The sequence below is a fragment of the Arthrospira sp. PCC 9901 genome, assembly GCF_059013425.1.
On record NZ_CP102296.1, the window covers coordinates 4,445,195 to 4,462,765 of the forward strand.

14 protein-coding genes are annotated in these 17,571 nt (G+C 45.1%); 5 read left to right on the forward strand and 9 right to left on the reverse strand.

Annotation, left to right across the window (positions count from 1 at the left end):
* Nucleotides 1–222: 222 nt before the first annotated feature.
* From NLZ44_RS19700 to NLZ44_RS19710, 3 genes are all read right to left on the reverse strand, one after another.
* A complete protein-coding gene (locus NLZ44_RS19700) occupies nucleotides 223–2,424 on the reverse strand; it encodes an ATP-binding protein (protein ID WP_493750880.1) in 2,202 nt (733 codons plus the stop codon).
* 119 nt (nucleotides 2,425–2,543) lie between these two features.
* Nucleotides 2,544–3,821 carry a phosphoribosylamine--glycine ligase gene (purD, locus tag NLZ44_RS19705; RefSeq protein ID WP_493750881.1) on the reverse strand — a complete coding sequence of 426 codons (1,278 nt, stop codon included), beginning with the start codon at nucleotides 3,819–3,821 and terminating at the stop codon, nucleotides 2,544–2,546.
* 86 nt (nucleotides 3,822–3,907) lie between these two features.
* A complete protein-coding gene (locus NLZ44_RS19710) occupies nucleotides 3,908–4,585 on the reverse strand; it encodes a peptidoglycan-binding domain-containing protein (RefSeq protein ID WP_006625779.1) in 678 nt (225 codons plus the stop codon).
* Nucleotides 4,586–4,805: 220 nt separating this feature from the next.
* Between NLZ44_RS19710 and NLZ44_RS19715 the strand changes: the two genes are divergently transcribed.
* From NLZ44_RS19715 to NLZ44_RS19735, 5 genes are all read left to right on the forward strand, one after another.
* Nucleotides 4,806–6,101: an FGGY-family carbohydrate kinase gene (locus tag NLZ44_RS19715; protein WP_493750882.1), complete on the forward strand. Its 1,296-nt coding sequence runs from the start codon at nucleotides 4,806–4,808 to the stop codon at nucleotides 6,099–6,101.
* Nucleotides 6,102–6,796: 695 nt separating this feature from the next.
* Nucleotides 6,797–7,879, forward strand: coding sequence for an ATP-dependent 6-phosphofructokinase (locus NLZ44_RS19720; protein WP_006625776.1), 1,083 nt, complete (start codon nucleotides 6,797–6,799; stop codon nucleotides 7,877–7,879).
* 27 nt (nucleotides 7,880–7,906) lie between these two features.
* Nucleotides 7,907–8,527 carry a tetratricopeptide repeat protein gene (locus NLZ44_RS19725; protein ID WP_493750883.1) on the forward strand — a complete coding sequence of 207 codons (621 nt, stop codon included), beginning with the start codon at nucleotides 7,907–7,909 and terminating at the stop codon, nucleotides 8,525–8,527.
* A 24-nt stretch (nucleotides 8,528–8,551) separates the two neighbouring features.
* Nucleotides 8,552–8,932: a YccF domain-containing protein gene (locus NLZ44_RS19730; protein WP_006625774.1), complete on the forward strand. Its 381-nt coding sequence runs from the start codon at nucleotides 8,552–8,554 to the stop codon at nucleotides 8,930–8,932.
* A gap of 52 nt (nucleotides 8,933–8,984) precedes the next feature.
* Complete coding sequence (locus NLZ44_RS19735; protein ID WP_493750884.1) at nucleotides 8,985–10,466, forward strand: DEAD/DEAH box helicase; 1,482 nt, start codon at nucleotides 8,985–8,987, stop codon at nucleotides 10,464–10,466.
* 124 nt (nucleotides 10,467–10,590) lie between these two features.
* Here the strand turns inward: NLZ44_RS19735 and NLZ44_RS19740 are convergent, their stop codons facing one another.
* The 6 genes from NLZ44_RS19740 to NLZ44_RS19765 form a co-directional block, all read right to left on the reverse strand.
* On the reverse strand, nucleotides 10,591–11,043 hold the full coding sequence (locus NLZ44_RS19740) for a hypothetical protein (protein ID WP_493750885.1): 453 nt from the start codon (nucleotides 11,041–11,043) through the stop codon (nucleotides 10,591–10,593).
* 67 nt (nucleotides 11,044–11,110) lie between these two features.
* Nucleotides 11,111–12,274 carry an anhydro-N-acetylmuramic acid kinase gene (locus tag NLZ44_RS19745; protein ID WP_493750886.1) on the reverse strand — a complete coding sequence of 388 codons (1,164 nt, stop codon included), beginning with the start codon at nucleotides 12,272–12,274 and terminating at the stop codon, nucleotides 11,111–11,113.
* A 10-nt stretch (nucleotides 12,275–12,284) separates the two neighbouring features.
* On the reverse strand, nucleotides 12,285–13,016 hold the full coding sequence (locus tag NLZ44_RS19750; protein WP_493750887.1) for a PP2C family protein-serine/threonine phosphatase: 732 nt from the start codon (nucleotides 13,014–13,016) through the stop codon (nucleotides 12,285–12,287).
* 471 nt (nucleotides 13,017–13,487) lie between these two features.
* Nucleotides 13,488–15,254, reverse strand: coding sequence for an ABC1 kinase family protein (locus NLZ44_RS19755; RefSeq protein WP_111890870.1), 1,767 nt, complete (start codon nucleotides 15,252–15,254; stop codon nucleotides 13,488–13,490).
* 82 nt (nucleotides 15,255–15,336) lie between these two features.
* Entirely contained in the window at nucleotides 15,337–15,657 is a 321-nt protein-coding gene (locus NLZ44_RS19760; protein ID WP_006617515.1) for a DUF6825 family protein, read from the reverse strand.
* A gap of 79 nt (nucleotides 15,658–15,736) precedes the next feature.
* Nucleotides 15,737–17,521 carry a serine/threonine protein kinase gene (locus NLZ44_RS19765; RefSeq protein ID WP_493750888.1) on the reverse strand — a complete coding sequence of 595 codons (1,785 nt, stop codon included), beginning with the start codon at nucleotides 17,519–17,521 and terminating at the stop codon, nucleotides 15,737–15,739.
* Nucleotides 17,522–17,571 lie beyond the last annotated feature (50 nt).

The window sequence follows — 17,571 nt, forward strand, 5'->3', positions numbered from 1 at the left end:
ATGGTAGGGTAGAGTAAATCGCACCCAAGGGGTTACTGTGTCTATTTGTAAAAATAGGGGCTATAACCCCTATTCTATCGCCAAAATAATTATTCTCTGAGCAATTAAAAAAAATCCCGATGCACCAATTTTAGGCTACGGAGAGGAAGCCCAAAATAGACATCTTGAAAAAATCGACATTTTGTGCATATTGGTTGATGGCGTAGACATGGGGATAATAGCTCATGATAGGAACTCCATAGCTGGTGCGACCACATCAGGAATCAAATTTTGTTGGTCTTCCTGGTAGACAGCCAAATCAAACCAGAAGGTAGTTCCCACTCCCAACTCACTAACCAAATGTACCTGAGAATTATGCTTTTCAATAATATTCCTAACAATAGATAAACCCAAGCCAGTACCTTCCAATGTATGCACTCGATTTTCGACTCTAAAGAAGCGAGTAAAAACATATTCTTGGTCTTCCAAAGCAATACCGCTTCCGGTATCAGAAACCTCGATGCGTACCACTCTCTGATATAGGTGTGAATTGTGGGAAATATGCCTATCTAAAGGTCGAGGTGGTGGTGGAGACATAATCCAACCTCCCCGTTCAATTTCTTCCGCTTCTCGACTATCAGCCAGGGAGATATGATGGCTATCATCTAATAAATATGCACGAATTATTACTTTTCCTCCAGCTTCGGTAAATTTGAGGGAATTTCCGACCAAGTTAGTAAGGACTTGTAACAACAAATCAAAGTGACCTCTAACAGTTGGTAGGTTAGGTTCTACCTCTTTACTCAATTCAATTCCCTTATCTCGCGCATTCAGTTGATAAGTCCGTAGGGTTTGTTCAATAGGATGAGCAATATCAACAGGTTCCATGTGATAAATACGACAGGACTCAAGGCGAGATAAATCTAAAACATCATTAACTAGACGGGTAAGGCGGTCAGTTTCATGGTTAGCGGTTTCTAAAAATTCTCGACGTTCTTCTTCACTTAAATCATCGCCATAGTCGTGGAGAGTTTCGATAAAAGATTTAATGTTAAATAAAGGTGTTCTCAACTCATGGGAAACGTTACTGATAAACTGGCTTTTAGCGTCATTTAGTTCGACTTCTCGGGTGATATCCTGAACGGTCATAGCAATGCCTTTTAAACTTTCCCGATAGTTTTCCTGATTTTTGACGGTGGCATCTTGATTGTAGAATGTACATTCATTAGCTTGGGGTCTTTGGGGGGAGGTGCAACTATTATCGTGGTCATAGATACAACTAGCGCAGAGGGGTTCTACACCGGGAGATTTATGTAGTAAAACTGTGGTGAGAAGAATGCGGAGAGTCCGATTATTTGGTTCAGTGAGAGAACAACGAAATTCTCCTCCTTCTAGGTTTCCAGAGGCAATTTTTTGTAATGGTTGAGATAGTTCTTGTAATACTGGTGCGGGAAGATAGGTTAAAACGTTTTCAGAAATGACGCTTTGACGTTCCCACCCAAAGAGGCGACGCGCGGTCGGGTTGACGAGAATTAGATTAAGTTCAGCATCTATTAAAACTGCACCATCTGCAATAGTTGAAACCAGAGTTTCTAGCTTGGCTTTTTCGGCGGTCAACTCTTCGATATTTTGTTCGTCGTAGCTTTCCAGGCGTTCTGCCATTTCATTAAAACTCAATATGAGTTCTCCCAATTCACCGCCAAAGGGTAAATCAATGCGTTGTCTAAAGTTACCAGCAGCTATATTTTTGACTCCCATTAGTAGTTCTTTAATCGGCTGAGTAATGGTTAGGGCATTAAAAACCGCCCCTAAAATTACCATAACCCAGATAGAGACGAAAACTGCTAAGGTAACGTCACGAGTTAAGTTAGAGGAGACGACAACGGTGGGATTAGGATTAATACCGATCGCCAAAATTCCCAGATATTTGTCATCGTGCATTAGGGGAACAAATACATCTGTTATTTGACCCCCAGGGGTGAGATGCTGGCGGACCATAGGTAAAGCGGAATAATCCCTAGCTTCGACACTGGCGATAAAATTTTCTGGTAGTTGCATCCGTCGTCGCAGGGTGAGGGAGTTCTGGACTGCGGAATCAGAAAAGGGGAGACCGAGGAAAATCTCGCCGTCGGGGTCAGCATAGAGCATATATCGCACACTAGAGGTGCTGGTGTAGAACTGACGGGAGAAGCGGGCTACTTCTTCCCGATTATTTTCAGAAATCATGGGGGCGACATTAGCGGCTAAAAGTAAGCCCAAATCTCGACCATAGCGGGTATCATTAAGACGAGCGTCTTGCTGAATGGTATTAACGGCCCAAAAGGTTAAACCGCTCATCAATAGGGACACCACCAGGGTAGCTCCCGCCATGAGTCGGGTTTGTAGGGTAAACTCAGACCACCAATTTCTGAGAATTTCTGGAAGTTTGGTGAGAATTGCCAGCATCTTGTACGGTTCTGGGTTGGGGAACTGCTTATCAGTATCTAGCGTAGACGATCGCCAGATTCTCTACCACAGTTTAGCAAAAATTGGAGTTAAGTTTTGTTAAGGCTGTACATAATTGATTAATTTTGGCTTTGTCGGAGTCTAAAACCAATATCTCGGCGACAGTACATTCCGTCAAAGTTAATGCAGTCCACAGCCTGATAAGCATTGGTGATAGCAGTTTCTACAGTGTCACCGATAGCGGTTACACCCAAAACTCTGCCCCCGTCGGTGATTATTTGTCCATCGACCAGGCGAGTTCCGGCATGAAATACTTTAGCACCCAAGGCTGATGCTGCGTCAATACCAGTAATCAGCTTACCTTTTGGATAAGTTCCCGGATAACCACAGGAAGCCAAAACCACACATAGGGAAACTCCGGGTTTCCAACGAATAGGGGGAAGTTCTGCCAGACGGCGATCGCAACAAGCTGTTAAAATCTGGTCTAGGGGAGTATCTAACATGAGGAGTACAGCCTGAGTTTCCGGGTCTCCAAATCTACAGTTAAACTCCAGAACCATTAAATCACCATCAGGGGTAATCATCAATCCCGCATAGATAATACCACAATAATCAATTCCCCGGTTTTGAAGTTCCTGTAAAGTAGGTTCAAGAACCTCCCGTTGTATTTTCACCATTAACGTATCAGAGACCAGGGGAGTAGGCGCATAAGCGCCCATACCGCCAGTATTAGGTCCCGTGTCACCTTCTCCAATAGGTTTATGATCTTGAGCCGGAATTAGGGGGCGAATAGTTTTACCATCAGTAATAGCTAAAACCGAGACCTCTTGACCCTGTAGAAACTCCTCGATCACAATTTGGCAATTATCTTGACCAAATTCTCCCTGAGAAATGGAGGTAATAGCCGAATCAGCCATTTCCAGGCTAGTAGCAACAATAACCCCTTTTCCCGCCGCGAGTCCATCAGCTTTAATAACAATGGGAACTTGAGTAATATAGTCTTTAGCAGCTTGGGGGTCAGTAAATACAGCCCCCGTGGCGGTAGGGACTCCTGCTGCTAACATCAAATCTTTAGCCCAGGACTTACTCGCTTCTAATTTTGCGCCTTCACGTCCGGGTCCAAATACTTTAATATGATTTTTAGTAAGTTCATCTGCAATACCCAAAGCCAGGGGCACTTCTGGACCGACGACCACCAAATCAATGGCTTCATCTTTAGCCAAAGCAACAATAGCCGGGATATCCTCAACCGGGATATTTCTATTTTGACATTTGGTTAGGGTAGCAGTCCCGCCATTTCCGGGAGTACAGATAACCTGTTGGACTGTTTCTGACTGAGTGAGTGTCCAAGCTAAGGCGTGTTCTCTACCACCGTTTCCAACAACTAATATTTTCACAAGAACCTCGCACCTTCAACAAATAAAACCTACACCAAAACGATGTAGGCTTGTCGATAATAATTAAACCAAATTTTGAGGAAATCCTACATTCCCAAAGCCGCCAAGGTAGCCGGACCCGCCACACCATCAACTCTCAAGCCGTAGTCACGCTGGAAGGCTTTAACTGCTTTGGTGGTAATTGGACCAAAATATCCGGTGGCGCGCGCGTGGAAATAACCGTAGTAAGCTAGTTTATGTTGCAAGTTAGTAACTCGGGAACAACTGTCACCGTGGGACAGGGATTTATGGTAGCCACGACCACGACGGGGGCGGTGACTGGCTGCATGATAGCCATAATGGCGTTTGGGAGGAGATTTAACATAGCAGGAGGTGTAGCAATGGAGTCCCAAAGCGGAAGCTGTGGCGGGACCAACAATGCCATCTGCTACCAACCCATAGTCACGCTGAAAGGCTTTAACGGAGTGCTTGGTAATTGAACCAAAATAGCCGGTAGACCGCGCGCGGAAGTAGCCATGATTAGCTAAGGCGTTCTGCAATTGTACCACATGGTTGCCAGAGGAACCATAGTAGATGGAGGCTTGGGCGGCGCTGGTGGAACCCAAAATTGACAAACCAATGGCTGCACCGATAATTGGCATTAAGCAGGTAGTAGAAACTTTACTCCAGTTAACACCCCGAAACAGAATCAAGTTGTCGCTGAGGTTGAACTGCTGGGGAGACTCATAGCTAGAGACTAGATGATTGTAGGCAATTGTATCCATTTCATCTCCTAATTCAGTATTTGAAAAAAAAGTTGACCAATGGTTGATCTAATTCGAGATGCTACCACGGGTTATTAATTTATAGCTGTTTGACCCGCAAAAGTCTAGGGTTAACTATGAAAATCAAGATTTTTTTGCAAAACTTAATATAATTGTGAAGACACAAATATATAATTGTACCACTTTGCGAGTTGCTTATTGTTAATCACTGACATTTATTATGAATCTATTTTTAGGTATAGATTTTGGTACTTCTGGGGCTCGTTCAGTAGTGATTGATACCCTGGGAGGGGTTCATGCAGAGGGGGTTTGTACCTGGAAGGAATCATTGGTGACTATGGAATCACCGAAACTCTGGAAAAATGGGTTATTTGAGTTACTCAATCAAATTCCTAAAGATTTATGTTCTCAGATTAGATCGATCGCCATTAATGGTACTTCTGCTACAGTGTTATTATGTGATGAGATGGGGAATCCGGTCACCGCACCGCTCGCTTATCATCACAGTTGTGATCAGGCTATTGTGGAGAGACTAAAAGCGATCGCACCCCCAGACAATCCGGTTTTGAGTAGTACCTCTAGCTTGGTCAAACTACTCTGGTGGCAAGAAAATCTTACCCCGCCGCCACCCGGAAAGTTATATTTTTTGCATCAAGCAGACTGGCTAGGATTTTTATTACATGATAAGTTGGGTATTAGTGACCATCATAATAGTCTCAAACTCGGCTATGATGTGGTGAATCTTTGCTATCAGTCGTGGTTGTTAGAGGCTATTAAATGGGGGGGTAAATTTACGCCGATTTTGCCAAAAGTCCTGACCCCAGGAACCTGTATTAGCCCTATTAATCGACAATTAAGCGATCGCTTTCGATTGCGCCCAGATTGTATAATTAGAGCCGGAACTACAGATAGCATCGCCGCTTTCATAGCCTCCGGTGCTAGTTCCCCTGGGGAGGCTGTCACTTCCCTAGGTTCAACCCTGGTGTTAAAGCTGTTAAGTCCTACCGCTATCAATGTTGCTAAATATGGCATTTACAGCCACAGGTTTGGTGATTTGTGGCTGACTGGCGGCGCTTCTAATACGGGGGGTGCCATATTGCGACACTTTTTTAGCGATCGCCAATTGGAAAGCCTCAGCCGCCAGATTAATCCTAACACTCCCACTCTCCTAGATTATTATCCCCTATTGCAACCGGGCGATCGCTTTCCTATCAATGACCCCAATTTGTTACCCCGTCTTGAACCTCGCCCCAGTAATGATGTAGAATTTCTCCATGGCTTACTAAATGCGATCGCCCGTATTGAGTCTCAAGGTTATCAACTTTTACAAAACCTAGGCGCAAGTCCTCTCCAGCGCGTCTATACTGCTGGCGGTGGGGCCAAAAATTCCACCTGGACTACTATTCGCCACCATCATCTCCGAGTCCCTGTACTCCCTTCTCCACACACCCAAGCTGCCTACGGAACAGCCTGTTTAGCTATGCGGGGGGAGTTGATTAAAAAATCAAATTGTTAAGAAATGTTAAAAAAATCGACCTTTTTTGGGATGTGGGTTGACTTTCGGGGCTGTTGACGCTATACTATTAAATAATGGATATATTGACATTTTTCGGTTAAAAGGTAATATTTCGATTATTTAGCATTACTATAGTAATTATAAACAATTTCCGCAGCCCTGTCAACCCCTGAACCTGGGGCGATCGCAGCTTGATTAAAAAATCAAACTTTCAGGGTTAAAAAAATCGACCTTTTTTTGGGGGGGGTGGGTTGACTTTCGGGGAGGTTGACGCTATACTATTAGATAATGGAGATATTGACATTTTTCGGTTAAAAGGTAATATTTCGATTATTTAGCATTACTATAGTAATTATAAACAATTTCCGCAGCCCTGTCAACCCCTGAGCCGGGGGCGATCGCAGCTTGATTAAAAAATCAAACTTTCAGGGTTAAAAAAATCGACCTTTTTTTTGGGGGGGGGTGGGTTGACTTTCGGGGAGGTTGACGCTATACTATTAGATAATGGAGATAGTGACATTTTTCGGTTAAAAGGTAATATTTCCATTATTTAGCATTACAATAGTAATTATAAACAATTTCCGCAGCCCTGTCAACCCATGAACCTGGGGCGATCGCAACTTGATTAAAAAATCAAATTGGGAAAGCAAATAACTGATAAACTGTTTTGAGGCTATATCAGAATAATCAGAAGTATGGCAAAACCTAAGCGCATCGGGATTCTGACCAGCGGTGGTGACTGTGCTGGATTAAATGCAGTAATTAGGGCGGCGGTATATCGAGCCCAGGGGACTTATGGCTGGGAAGTAATGGGGATACGCCAAGCCACCCACGGCTTAATGCTGCGTCCGCCATCAGCGACACCGTTAACCATAGAAAAAGTAGATCCAATTCTGACAGCAGGGGGGACAATTCTAGGGACAACGAATAAAGGAGATCCCTTTGCTTTTCCGATGGCCGATGGTAGTGTGCAAGATCGCTCCCAAGAAATCATTGACGGTTATCATGAATTAGGATTAGATGCGCTGATTGGCATTGGTGGGGATGGCAGTCTCGCAATTTTAAGGCGTTTAGCAGTTCAGGGAAATCTGAACCTAGTTGGTGTACCGAAAACCATAGATAATGATGTAGGTAGCACCGATCTATCAATCGGATTTGATACCGCTGTGAATATCGCGACCGAAGCCTTAGATAGATTGCACTTCACCGCCGCCAGCCATAGCCGGGTAATGATTTTAGAGGTTATGGGAAGGGATGCGGGACATATTGCTCTCCATGCGGGAATTGCGGGGGGTGCGGATGTAATTCTGATTCCCGAAATTCCCTACAGTCTGGATAGTATTTGTCAAAAAATTGAGGATTTGCAGCATCAGGGGAAAAACTACTGTCTGGTGATTGTAGCTGAGGCGGTTAGGACTGGTGCGGGAGAAACCGTGATGACCACTAATCAATTAGGTCAATCTAGGCTGGGTGGTATTGGTCATTATTTAGCCGATCGCATTTCCGAGGCTAGTGGTGCAGAAACGAGAGTGACAGTTTTAGGTCATATTCAAAGGGGGGGAACTCCTTCTTCTGTGGAACGTTTAATCGGATCAGCTTTTGGGGTAGCAGCAGTAGACTTAATTGCAGATGGCAAGTTTGACCAGATGGTAACTTGGCGTAACCGTCATGTGGAAAGTGTACCCATTGCGGAGGCGATCGCTCAGTATAAGGGTGTTGATACTAATGATATTCTAGTGAAGACAGCTCGGAGTATGGGAATCTGTTTAGGGGATTAACCATAAAAGTGGTGCTTTAGGGTAGGAATGAATCGTCAAATTTTACTGGAAAATCAACTCAAGCATTGGCAGGAGGTAATCAGCGATCGCTCTGGTGATCCGGATGCTTACATTCGCCGGGGGATGGTTTACTTCAAACTGGGTCAAATTGCCGAATCAATTAAGGACTTCGACCAAGCCGAAGCCTTAGACCCCCGGATTAAACCATACCTGTGGCAGCGTGGTTTATCCTATTATTATGGGGAACAGTTCCAAGCCGGTGCGGATCAGTTTGAGATTGATTTGACTGTGAATCACCAAGATGTTGAGGAGACAGTATGGCGATATCTTTGTCTGGCTAAATTACAGGGAGTAGAATCAGCTAGAATATCTTTATTGCCTGTCTCAGGTGATTCTCGGACAATCATGGGACAAGTTTACAGCCTATATCAGGGAAATTGTAGCCCGGATGAAGTGCTCAATAGGGGAACCTGGTTAGGACAACAGGGTAGATTTTACGCCCATCTTTATGTGGGATTATATTATGAGGCGGCGGGTGATCAGGAGCGATCGCGTTATTTTATCACCCAAGCAGCTACTCAGTATAAACTCAATGATTATATGTGGGATCTGTCTCTAGTTCACTGTCAACTGAGAGGATGGCAATAAAATGGAAATTAGGAATCTGAAACTATGACTTTGTTAGGAAACATCATCTGGTTAATTTTCGGAGGTTTTTTATCTGGATTAGGTTACATTATTGGTGGTATCACTATTTGCTTAACCATTATCGGCATTCCCTTTGGTATCCAAGCCATTAAACTAGGGTTTGCTACCATGACCCCTTTTGGTAAAGAAAGCGTAGTTTCCCCGGATTCATCTAATCTGTTAACCATGATTTTTAACGTGGTTTGGGTAATATTTTTTGGCTGGGAAATCGCCTTATCCCATTTATTGCATGGTTTAATTTTGGCAATTACCATCATTGGGATTCCTTTTGCGAAACAACACTTTAAACTCATCCCTATGGCTTTATTACCCTTTGGTCGTGAATTTCGCGATATTCAAAGATAACCCGAATCAGGTTAATGGTAATCAACCAAAGCAGCTACTTCCTATATAATTCATGCCTCGCCTACCTAAATTAACCTTTGAACGCGGCACATTAACCCTGCATCCTCCCCCCAGAGGTAGAGGTTGGATTGATTACGCAGTTTGGGATGATCGGGTAGAGAAATTTCGTGTACCTGCGATTTCTTACCCTTTTCTGATCAAGTGTTTACAAGAGGAAAAAGTAGATTTTCTTGACGAAGCCAAAATCTTCCATCCCTTAAAGTTAGTTTCCCGCCTAGAAATGTCGCCTTATGTGCATCAACAAGAGGCTTTAAGCGCCTGGGAAAATGGCGGGAATAGGGGAGTTGTGGTATTACCGACAGCTTCGGGAAAAACCTACCTGGCGCAATTGGCTATAGAAGCGATCGCCTGTAGTACCCTAGTGGTGGTGCCGACCCTAGATTTAATGCACCAGTGGTATGCCCACCTAGTAGCTGCTTTCCCAGAGGCAGATATTGGGCTGTTGGGGGGCGGTTCACGGGATAAAACATCAATTTTGGTCGCCACATACGACTCAGCCACCTTGCAGGCGGAAACCCTGGGAAATCGCTATGGTTTATTGGTGTTTGATGAATGTCACCACCTCCCCACAGACTTCTATCGAGTCATTGCAGAATATGCGATCGCCCCCTATCGTCTAGGACTAACGGCGACCCCAGATAGGTCTGACGGTCGTCACAGTGATTTAAACCATTTAATCGGTCCTACGGTTTATCATCGCACACCGGAACAATTAGCGGGGGTGGCTTTAGCAGACCATGATATTGTGCAGATTAAAGTTAAACTGTCGGAACCTGAACGCGATCGCTATCAAGAGTTAATTAAAGTTAGAAACGATTTTCTCAAAAACCAAAATATCCGCCTAGGTAGTTTAGAAGGTTGGAAACAATTTGTGATGGTCAGTGGGCGATCGGCTTCTGGTCGTCGGGCGATGTTAGCCCATCGTCAAGCTAAAGAAATCGCCCTTTGTACTGATGGAAAGTTACGGATATTAGCCGACATTATCAGCCAAAATCACCCCGAAAGAACCCTAATTTTTACAGTAGATAATACTACGGTTTATCGAATTTCTCAAGATTTCTTAATCCCGGCTATCACCCATCAAACACCTGTGAAAGAACGTCATCAAATCCTGGATAAATTTCGCCAAGGAGAGTATCGAACCCTCGTGGCTTCCCATGTTCTGAATGAAGGGGTTGATGTTCCTGATGCCAAAATCGCAATTATTTTATCAGGTACTGGGTCGGAGCGGGAATATATCCAACGTCTAGGAAGGGTATTGCGTAAGGGAAGCCAAACCGGAAAACGGGCGGTTTTGTATGAGGTAATTACTGAAAACACCAGCGAAGAACAGACCTCCCAACGGCGGCGGGGTCACAAACAGCCCCAACCTCAAAAACCCAAGATTTCCCCACCTACTGGATTATATGATCTAGAGCGATCGTCATCTCCAAAAGCCGCCGAATCTTCAGAAAAATGGGATATTGATAATTAATAATTAATAATTAATAATTAATAATTGTAGGGGCGCGCCTCCCCTAGGACATCGCCTCCCGACGACAATATTAATAAACCCGCCCCCACCGACCCGGTAATTAATACATGAAAAAAATACCGATTTAAGTTTTTCGTTCTAAGGTAGCTTCCATGATGCTGGAGAGATTGAGATGATGACCAGCCATAATGGCACTAGAATAATAATATCGATTATTGTCAAAGCGGCGGAAACTTTCCAAACCACTGCGTCGCTGACGTTCATCCCCAAGTACCCAAAATCGTTGGACAATTAGGGAGGGACTGATTAAGCCTTCCCCTTCGACTTTACCGAAGGCGCTATGCTGCATTAAAAAGGTGTACTGACGTTCGTTGTTGTCGAGTCGTCCTCGATACTGCAAAATGATGTCATCACGATCGCTTCCTGGAAACACCAACTTAGTCACCAGACTGAACCACTCACTCTGATGCCATGCAACTAATGTTTTACCACGAACGCTGATAGGCGCTTGATTACGATCTAGCCAGGTTCCTTCCACCAGCCACTGACCAGGTTCCATTAAAAAAGTGTGAGCCACAGCACTAATTTGTTACTCAGTGGTCGGGAAACTGTTGAGCAGATGTCATTTTGCACAACTGGGGTTATTATAGCCCAATGGTGCGATGAGGGTCAAAAATATTCCCTAACAGCACAGACTGACTAGCGCCTGTAACTTCGGGTAGATTACCAGGAATGCGGAGGGTGCGCCAATAGGCGAGGACAGCAAAAGCGATCGCTTCTTTAAAATCGGGATCAACTCCGGCATCGGCGGTGGTCATAATAGGGATAGGGTGTAAAAGCTGTTCTAGGCGAGTTCGGAGATAGTGATTATGGCATCCGCCGCCACATAGGAGGACTTGATCTGGTAATTGGGGCAAAAAATGGCGATAGCTGTGGGTAATGGAAACAGCAGTAACTTCGGTTAAGGTGGCGAGGATATCGGCTGGGGAAAGATTATAGACTTGAGTTTGTTGTAAGTATTTTTGGAGATATTCAACTCCGAACAATTCCCGTCCGGTGGACTTAGGCGGCGGAGTCTGAAAAAAGGGGTCTGCCATCAGCTTTTGGACTAATGGAGTGCAGGGAGTACCACGACTGGACCATGCGCCATCTAAATCATAACTTTGACGACCATCAGATAGATATGCGACGGCTAAATCGATTAAAGCATTACCAGGTCCAGTATCCCATCCCCGCACAGGATGTGATTCGGGTATATTTGCGGGAGGTAAAACGGTAACATTGCCAATACCACCGATATTTTGAATACAGCGATAGAGGTGAGGGTGACGGAGGAGGTAGGCATCGACAGCCGGAACTAGGGGCGCGCCTTCTCCTTGGGCGGCGATATCAGCGAGGCGAAAATTACCAACGGTAGTGATACCGGTTTGATGAGCGATCGCCTCTGGTCGCCCTAGTTGTACACTATAGCCCAAAGGGATAGTGGCATCGGGGTGTGGTGGTCGGTGATAAACGGTTTGACCGTGGGAACCAATTAACTCAGCTGGTGGTGATTGTTGTTGGATATTCACAGCCGCCCGGGAAAATTCCCCTGCGATCGCATCATCCAAAGTGGCTAAATCAGCCACAGAAATGGATCCACCCCCACAGATGGCTAAAATTTGCGATCGCAGTTGAGGCGGATAGGGATAAGTAGCCTTAGCTAGACATTGCACCTGTAGATCTGTAGTTGATCCTTTCAGACGAACTGAAACTGCATCAATACCATCCACAGAAGTACCGCTGATCAGACCAATAACAACAGTCATGGAAGCCTAATTAATCGTCCTGATTGATCATCACCACAATGACGGTGATATTATCTTTCCCTTCCCTATCAATAGCCGCATCAACCAAAGCCTGAGTCGCCGCCTCACAGGCGCGAATGGATTTAAGCTGATTAGCAATGACAGAATCTGGTAACTCCTCCGTCAAGCCATCGCTGCATAATAATAGGCGATCGCCTGCTTGAATTTCCATGGGAAAAATATCAATTTGAGATAAATCTTCCCGTCCCAAACACTGAGACAAAACGTGCCGCCAGGGATGTACCCGCGCCTCATCAGGGGATATAGCCTTACGTTTAACCGCTTGCGCCACCCAAGTTTGGTCTTCCGAAATTTGAGTTAACGTATGTCCCCGTAGGCGATAGAGGCGGGAGTCTCCCACATTAGCGCACCAGGACTGCCCGTCACGAAACAAAGCCACCACTGCTGTCGTCCCCATATCAGAACGTTCAGGATGGGAGATTTGGTCTTCAAGGATAGCGCGGTTAGCCGCTATAAAGGCTTCTTTGAGTAATACCGGGGAAGGATCCGAAGAATCCCAATGAGCATTAAGATGTTCTGTAATAGTTTGAGTGGCAATTTGACTAGCCTCTTGACCGCCAGCATGACCACCCATACCATCAGCCACGATAAAAAACCGTCCTTCCTCGTCTATGTAATAGGCATCTTGGTTGACAGTGCGAACTTTTCCCGTATCAGTCAAACCTGCGAAATAGCGTTTCATAAATCTTCCTCCGTGCAGACTAGCACCAAATCGGTACTCCGATTAATGGGGGGAGGAAGCTGAGAGTGATTTCTATGTTGCATAATAGACCAGCAAGTTGAGTTAACAGCAGTAGCATCTTTTCCGGGACGCTTGGACTGAGCTAAAATTCCTTTAATAATATCAGTTTTTTTAGCTAGACAAATTTTAATATGTTGAGTCCCCTTTTTGAGATGACATAGTTACCACAGGATTTAAAGGTAGTTTTTTGGCATCAATAACCCATGTCTCTTATGACATTTTTAGAAGTTTTTAGAACCTTGAGGATTACCCCTTAGTTTGGGGTGGTTGACCCCTGGGCTTTTTTCGTTGTTTGTGTCTGTGGGGATATCAATGATCATTTTTTGATGAGTGAATCCCATGTCCAGACTGGGCTTTGGTGCCACCCCGGGGGAGCAACATCGCCCATTTTACGACCCGCGATATCTGTATCTACAGCATTCTATCAAAGCGATTGATTTGTCTAATCAGTCGTATCAAAACAACTGCCATGAGCAACGCCAAAAAGGCAATCACAAGGGCTAACCACACTTGATCACTAATAAACAGTAGTGTTGCCGATAAAGTAAATGCCCCCACTAACAAAGCGTAGTTAGTCCCCATTTGCACGTTACTGACCCGGCGCAGGAGGCGATCGGTTTCCGTCGCCCGCACCCGCATTCGCAAATCTCCTTGTTCTAGTTTATCAAGGGTTTGTTCAATGCGACTCGGTAAACCCAAAGCCGTGGAACTGACCTGAGCTGCTTGACGACCGATTTCATTTATGATACTATTAGTTGTTTGGGAGCCATTTCCATTAGACATAAGTTGTATGGCAAAGGGTTGTGCCACCTCCATAAAATTAAATTCCGGGTCTAAGCCTTTACCGACCCCTTCGAGGGTAGAAAAGGCACGCATCACAAAAGTAAATGTAGCCGGGAAGCGGAAGGGTTGGTCATAGGCGATCTCATAGAGATCATCACTAATAGCTGCAATGGATTGCTCCTCAAAGGGTTGATCCATGAAATTATCTAGCATATACTGGATGGAGCGTCGCACGGGGCTCATATCTCCGGTAGGAGCCAAAGCGCCCACTTCAATGAGGGATTTCACGACGCGATCGGCATCCTTATTAGCAATGCCAAATAGTGTTTCCATCAGCTTTTCCCGCAGATTAGAAGTAATCCGCCCCATCATACCGAAATCATAAAAGATTAGCTGTCCCTGGGGACTAACGGCAATATTACCCGGATGAGGGTCAGCATGGAAAAAGCCATCATTAAGGAGTTGTTGTAAATAGGCTTTAGCCCCCATTTGAGCCAGTTGTTTCCGGTCCAAACCCGATGCTTCCAAGGCTTCATAGTTACTAATTTTAATTCCTGGAAGATACTCCAAAGTCAAGACCCGTGGGGATGAAAATTGCCAGCAAACCCGGGGAACCTGAACCCAATCACAATGGCGGAAATTACGCCGGAAGGTATCCGCATTGCGGCCCTCATTAAGATAGTCTATTTCCTCCCAGAGAATTCGGCAACATTCGTCATAAATTCCCAGCCAGTCGCGACCTCGACCCCATTTAGGATGATTTTGGAAATAGCGAGCAATACCTTTAAGAATAGCTAGATCGACCTCAAATAGCTGTTTAAGTCCAGGTCGTTGGACTTTGACCACCACATCAGCACCGGAGTAGAGTTGAGCCTTGTGGACTTGGCCTAAACTAGCGGCAGCTAGGGGAACCGGGTCAAAGTTGCGAAATAGTTGCTCAACGGATTTACCAAAATCTTGGTCGATGATTTCCCGACATTGTTCATAGGGAAAAGCGGGGACGCGATCCTGTAGTTTAGAAAGTTCCTCGACATATTCACCGGGGAATAGGTCAGCACGGGTGGAGAACAGTTGACCTAATTTGATAAAGGTTGGTCCTAGGTCTAGGAGGCTTTCCCTGACCCAGATAGCCTGCTGTCTCTTTCTGACCAGTTTTTTTTCTTCGGTGTAACCACCTATGTAACTCCATTGTTTACCATCTCTCCACAGCCACCCTAGCCATAGGAGAACAAAGGTCCAAATGTCAATAAATCGCCGTTGACGGGAATAATGTTTACGGTTCCAACGGTAGGATTTTTGACCATAGGGTTTGGGAGTGGCTGAAGCCACTGGGTTAGGTGGGATATTTTCATGGTTCCGGTAGGGATGATTTGACTCATCAAGGGGAACAGACACTCGCGTTTCCAAAATTGCGTTTCCAGCTAATCAATGGGTTTAATTAAGGATGTATGACAGGATGTATGGCAGTGGTCTGCACTTAGGCTTGGTTACGGTAACGCTGTAGTTCCGATCGCATTTGGGCAATTTCCGCCCGGAGGTCGTCGATAGTTTCCTGTAAATCAACTGATTCGGAACCAAAGCCACTATTGTCTGCCATTTGATTGATACCCTGTTTTTCCGCCTCAGAATCAGCCTTCTGGATGACCTGATTGGTAAAATCACGGAGTTTCTCCCGTTGTTCGGCATCAAATTTGCCTAATTCACTCAGGCCATTGGACAAGATGTTTTCAATTTGTTCATAGAGTCCTTCTGCTAAGGCCCGGCCCACAAAGAAAGAATGAACAGATGGCTTACTCATATAAAAGTTTTGCTAAGTTCCGTAACAAATTATAACGCGCTTCCTCTCAGATGCACGCGCTTTTTGATGTGGAAGTTGATTATCCCTGTGGTCTGGAAGTGAAAAACTGGGATAATTCCCAATCGGGTTGGCTTGGTCTTGGGGGTAAAAACTCATCCCAACGTTTTGGGTTCTCGTCCTCAAGTATACGATCGCTTGATCGCGGTTCATTATTCAACCATTGATCATAATCATCCTCAATCTGCCGTTGAGGTAAAGTGGTAGGTAAATCCTGATCGAGAGGTGAGTTGTGGAGAATGTCAGGGTTAACTGGTGCTAACTCTGGTAACTCTAGGGGATAAGAGGGTCGAAAATCCTCAATAGTCGTCTCGTGGGAACCTCTAGCAGGTATGCGATCGCCATAATGTTCTGTCGGCTCGTTGTGGGTATGATCATCGCGAGAGTTTTGAGTTGGTGAAGGTTCCAGGGCTGGGTAATTCTGCCAATAGGATGAAGTCGGGGACTCAGGAAAGGCTTGATCAGCATAATCATCCGTACTGGTAATGGCTCCAGAACTATTATAGAGGTCTTGGTGATTATCCTGAGTTTCTGAAAAAGCCACATCTTTGAGCAATTCTGCCAGATTGGTACTACCATCGCCTAATATTTCCAGGTCATTAGCAGGACCAGGCAGGCCCTGATTTTCTCCCACTAGGGCGGGTGTTTCAAAGATAGGGGAATTGGGATCTATGACCAAGCCTAGCTCTTTTTCAGATTTCAAATGGCTGTTGCTGGGTCGGGTCGCTAATTTTTGACTATAGCTGCGGGTAATGGCAAACCCTAACCAACCGGATATCATAGAGGTGAGGAAAAATACTAGCAACAGCCCCCATTGGGGAACAGGCGATCGCCTAATCTGTTTGGTAGTAGATTGTTGCCGATCATACCCGGCCGGGGTGGCAGAATTATCATTAGGGGTGCCGGTTTCTGTTTCTCGATTATGGTTGTGGTAGGGGATTTTGATCACAGTTTCCCTGATAATTAGGGCTTTTTCCGGGGTAGGGAGGATATTCAACCATTCCGAGATATTAGAGGGACGATTTGAGGCTTGGATCTCTAATCCCCAGCGCACAGCTTCTTCCACTTCTGGGTTTAAGTCTGGGTGCAATTTCCCCACCGATGGTTTTTCCACTCCGATTAATTCTTCTGTGAGTTGGTTCGCACATAGGGGCGCTTCTAGGGGGGTTTCCCCTGTTAACAGATAGTACAGTAGGGCTGAGAGTGCATAGATGTCTGTGGCTTGGCTAGGTTGTTCATTGGGAAGATATTGTTCAAGGGCTGCATATCCACCGGAGAGGGGACGGTTATAAATATAACGGTTGAGTTGATCAGGTTTGAGATGACTACCGACTCCCAAACCACTAAGTATCAAGGAATTAGTCCCGATCGGCTTAATAATGCAAGCAGGTTGCAGGTTACAGTGAATGAGTCCTTGTTGATGAATTGCTTGTAGGGCTAATGCGATTTGGCGAATGTAGTGAATAGCCTGTGGGACGGGTAGGGGGGGCTGAGTTTTTAGGTAGTCTTGTAGAGATTGACCGGGAGTATAGGTCATAACTAAAAATGGAAAGCCCTGTTCATCAAATAAGTCTATAACCCCGACTAAATTAGGATGCTGACAGCGACTCCAACGTTTAGCGATCGCTATAAATTGATGTCGCAGTTGTGGGATATCTTGATCATCGTTCAGGTTGAGGTCAAGGGTTCTAATGGCAACGATTTGACCTGTTACCTGATTAGTCCCTCTGTAGGTAATGCAGAAATCCCCCTGACCTAAAATGCTATCAATTCGATATTTTCCATTCCCAACAGTGGTTAAGTTCATTTCCCGACCTTCCAATTTTAGCCCTAATCGTTGATCTGGTTCCGGCTATT

Excerpts from the sequence above, each read along its gene's own strand:
- NLZ44_RS19700 (WP_493750880.1), bottom strand. The coding sequence starts at position 2,424 with ATGCTGGCAATTCTCACCAAACTTCCAGAAATTCTCAGAAATTGGTGG.
- NLZ44_RS19710 (WP_006625779.1), bottom strand. The coding sequence starts at position 4,585 with ATGGATACAATTGCCTACAATCATCTAGTCTCTAGCTATGAGTCTCCC.
- NLZ44_RS19715 (WP_493750882.1), top strand. The coding sequence starts at position 4,806 with ATGAATCTATTTTTAGGTATAGATTTTGGTACTTCTGGGGCTCGTTCA.
- NLZ44_RS19720 (WP_006625776.1), top strand. The coding sequence starts at position 6,797 with ATGGCAAAACCTAAGCGCATCGGGATTCTGACCAGCGGTGGTGACTGT.
- NLZ44_RS19725 (WP_493750883.1), top strand. The coding sequence starts at position 7,907 with ATGAATCGTCAAATTTTACTGGAAAATCAACTCAAGCATTGGCAGGAG.
- NLZ44_RS19730 (WP_006625774.1), top strand. The coding sequence starts at position 8,552 with ATGACTTTGTTAGGAAACATCATCTGGTTAATTTTCGGAGGTTTTTTA.
- NLZ44_RS19735 (WP_493750884.1), top strand. The coding sequence starts at position 8,985 with ATGCCTCGCCTACCTAAATTAACCTTTGAACGCGGCACATTAACCCTG.
- NLZ44_RS19745 (WP_493750886.1), bottom strand. The coding sequence starts at position 12,274 with ATGACTGTTGTTATTGGTCTGATCAGCGGTACTTCTGTGGATGGTATT.
- NLZ44_RS19750 (WP_493750887.1), bottom strand. The coding sequence starts at position 13,016 with ATGAAACGCTATTTCGCAGGTTTGACTGATACGGGAAAAGTTCGCACT.
- NLZ44_RS19760 (WP_006617515.1), bottom strand. The coding sequence starts at position 15,657 with ATGAGTAAGCCATCTGTTCATTCTTTCTTTGTGGGCCGGGCCTTAGCA.
- NLZ44_RS19765 (WP_493750888.1), bottom strand. The coding sequence starts at position 17,521 with ATGAACTTAACCACTGTTGGGAATGGAAAATATCGAATTGATAGCATT.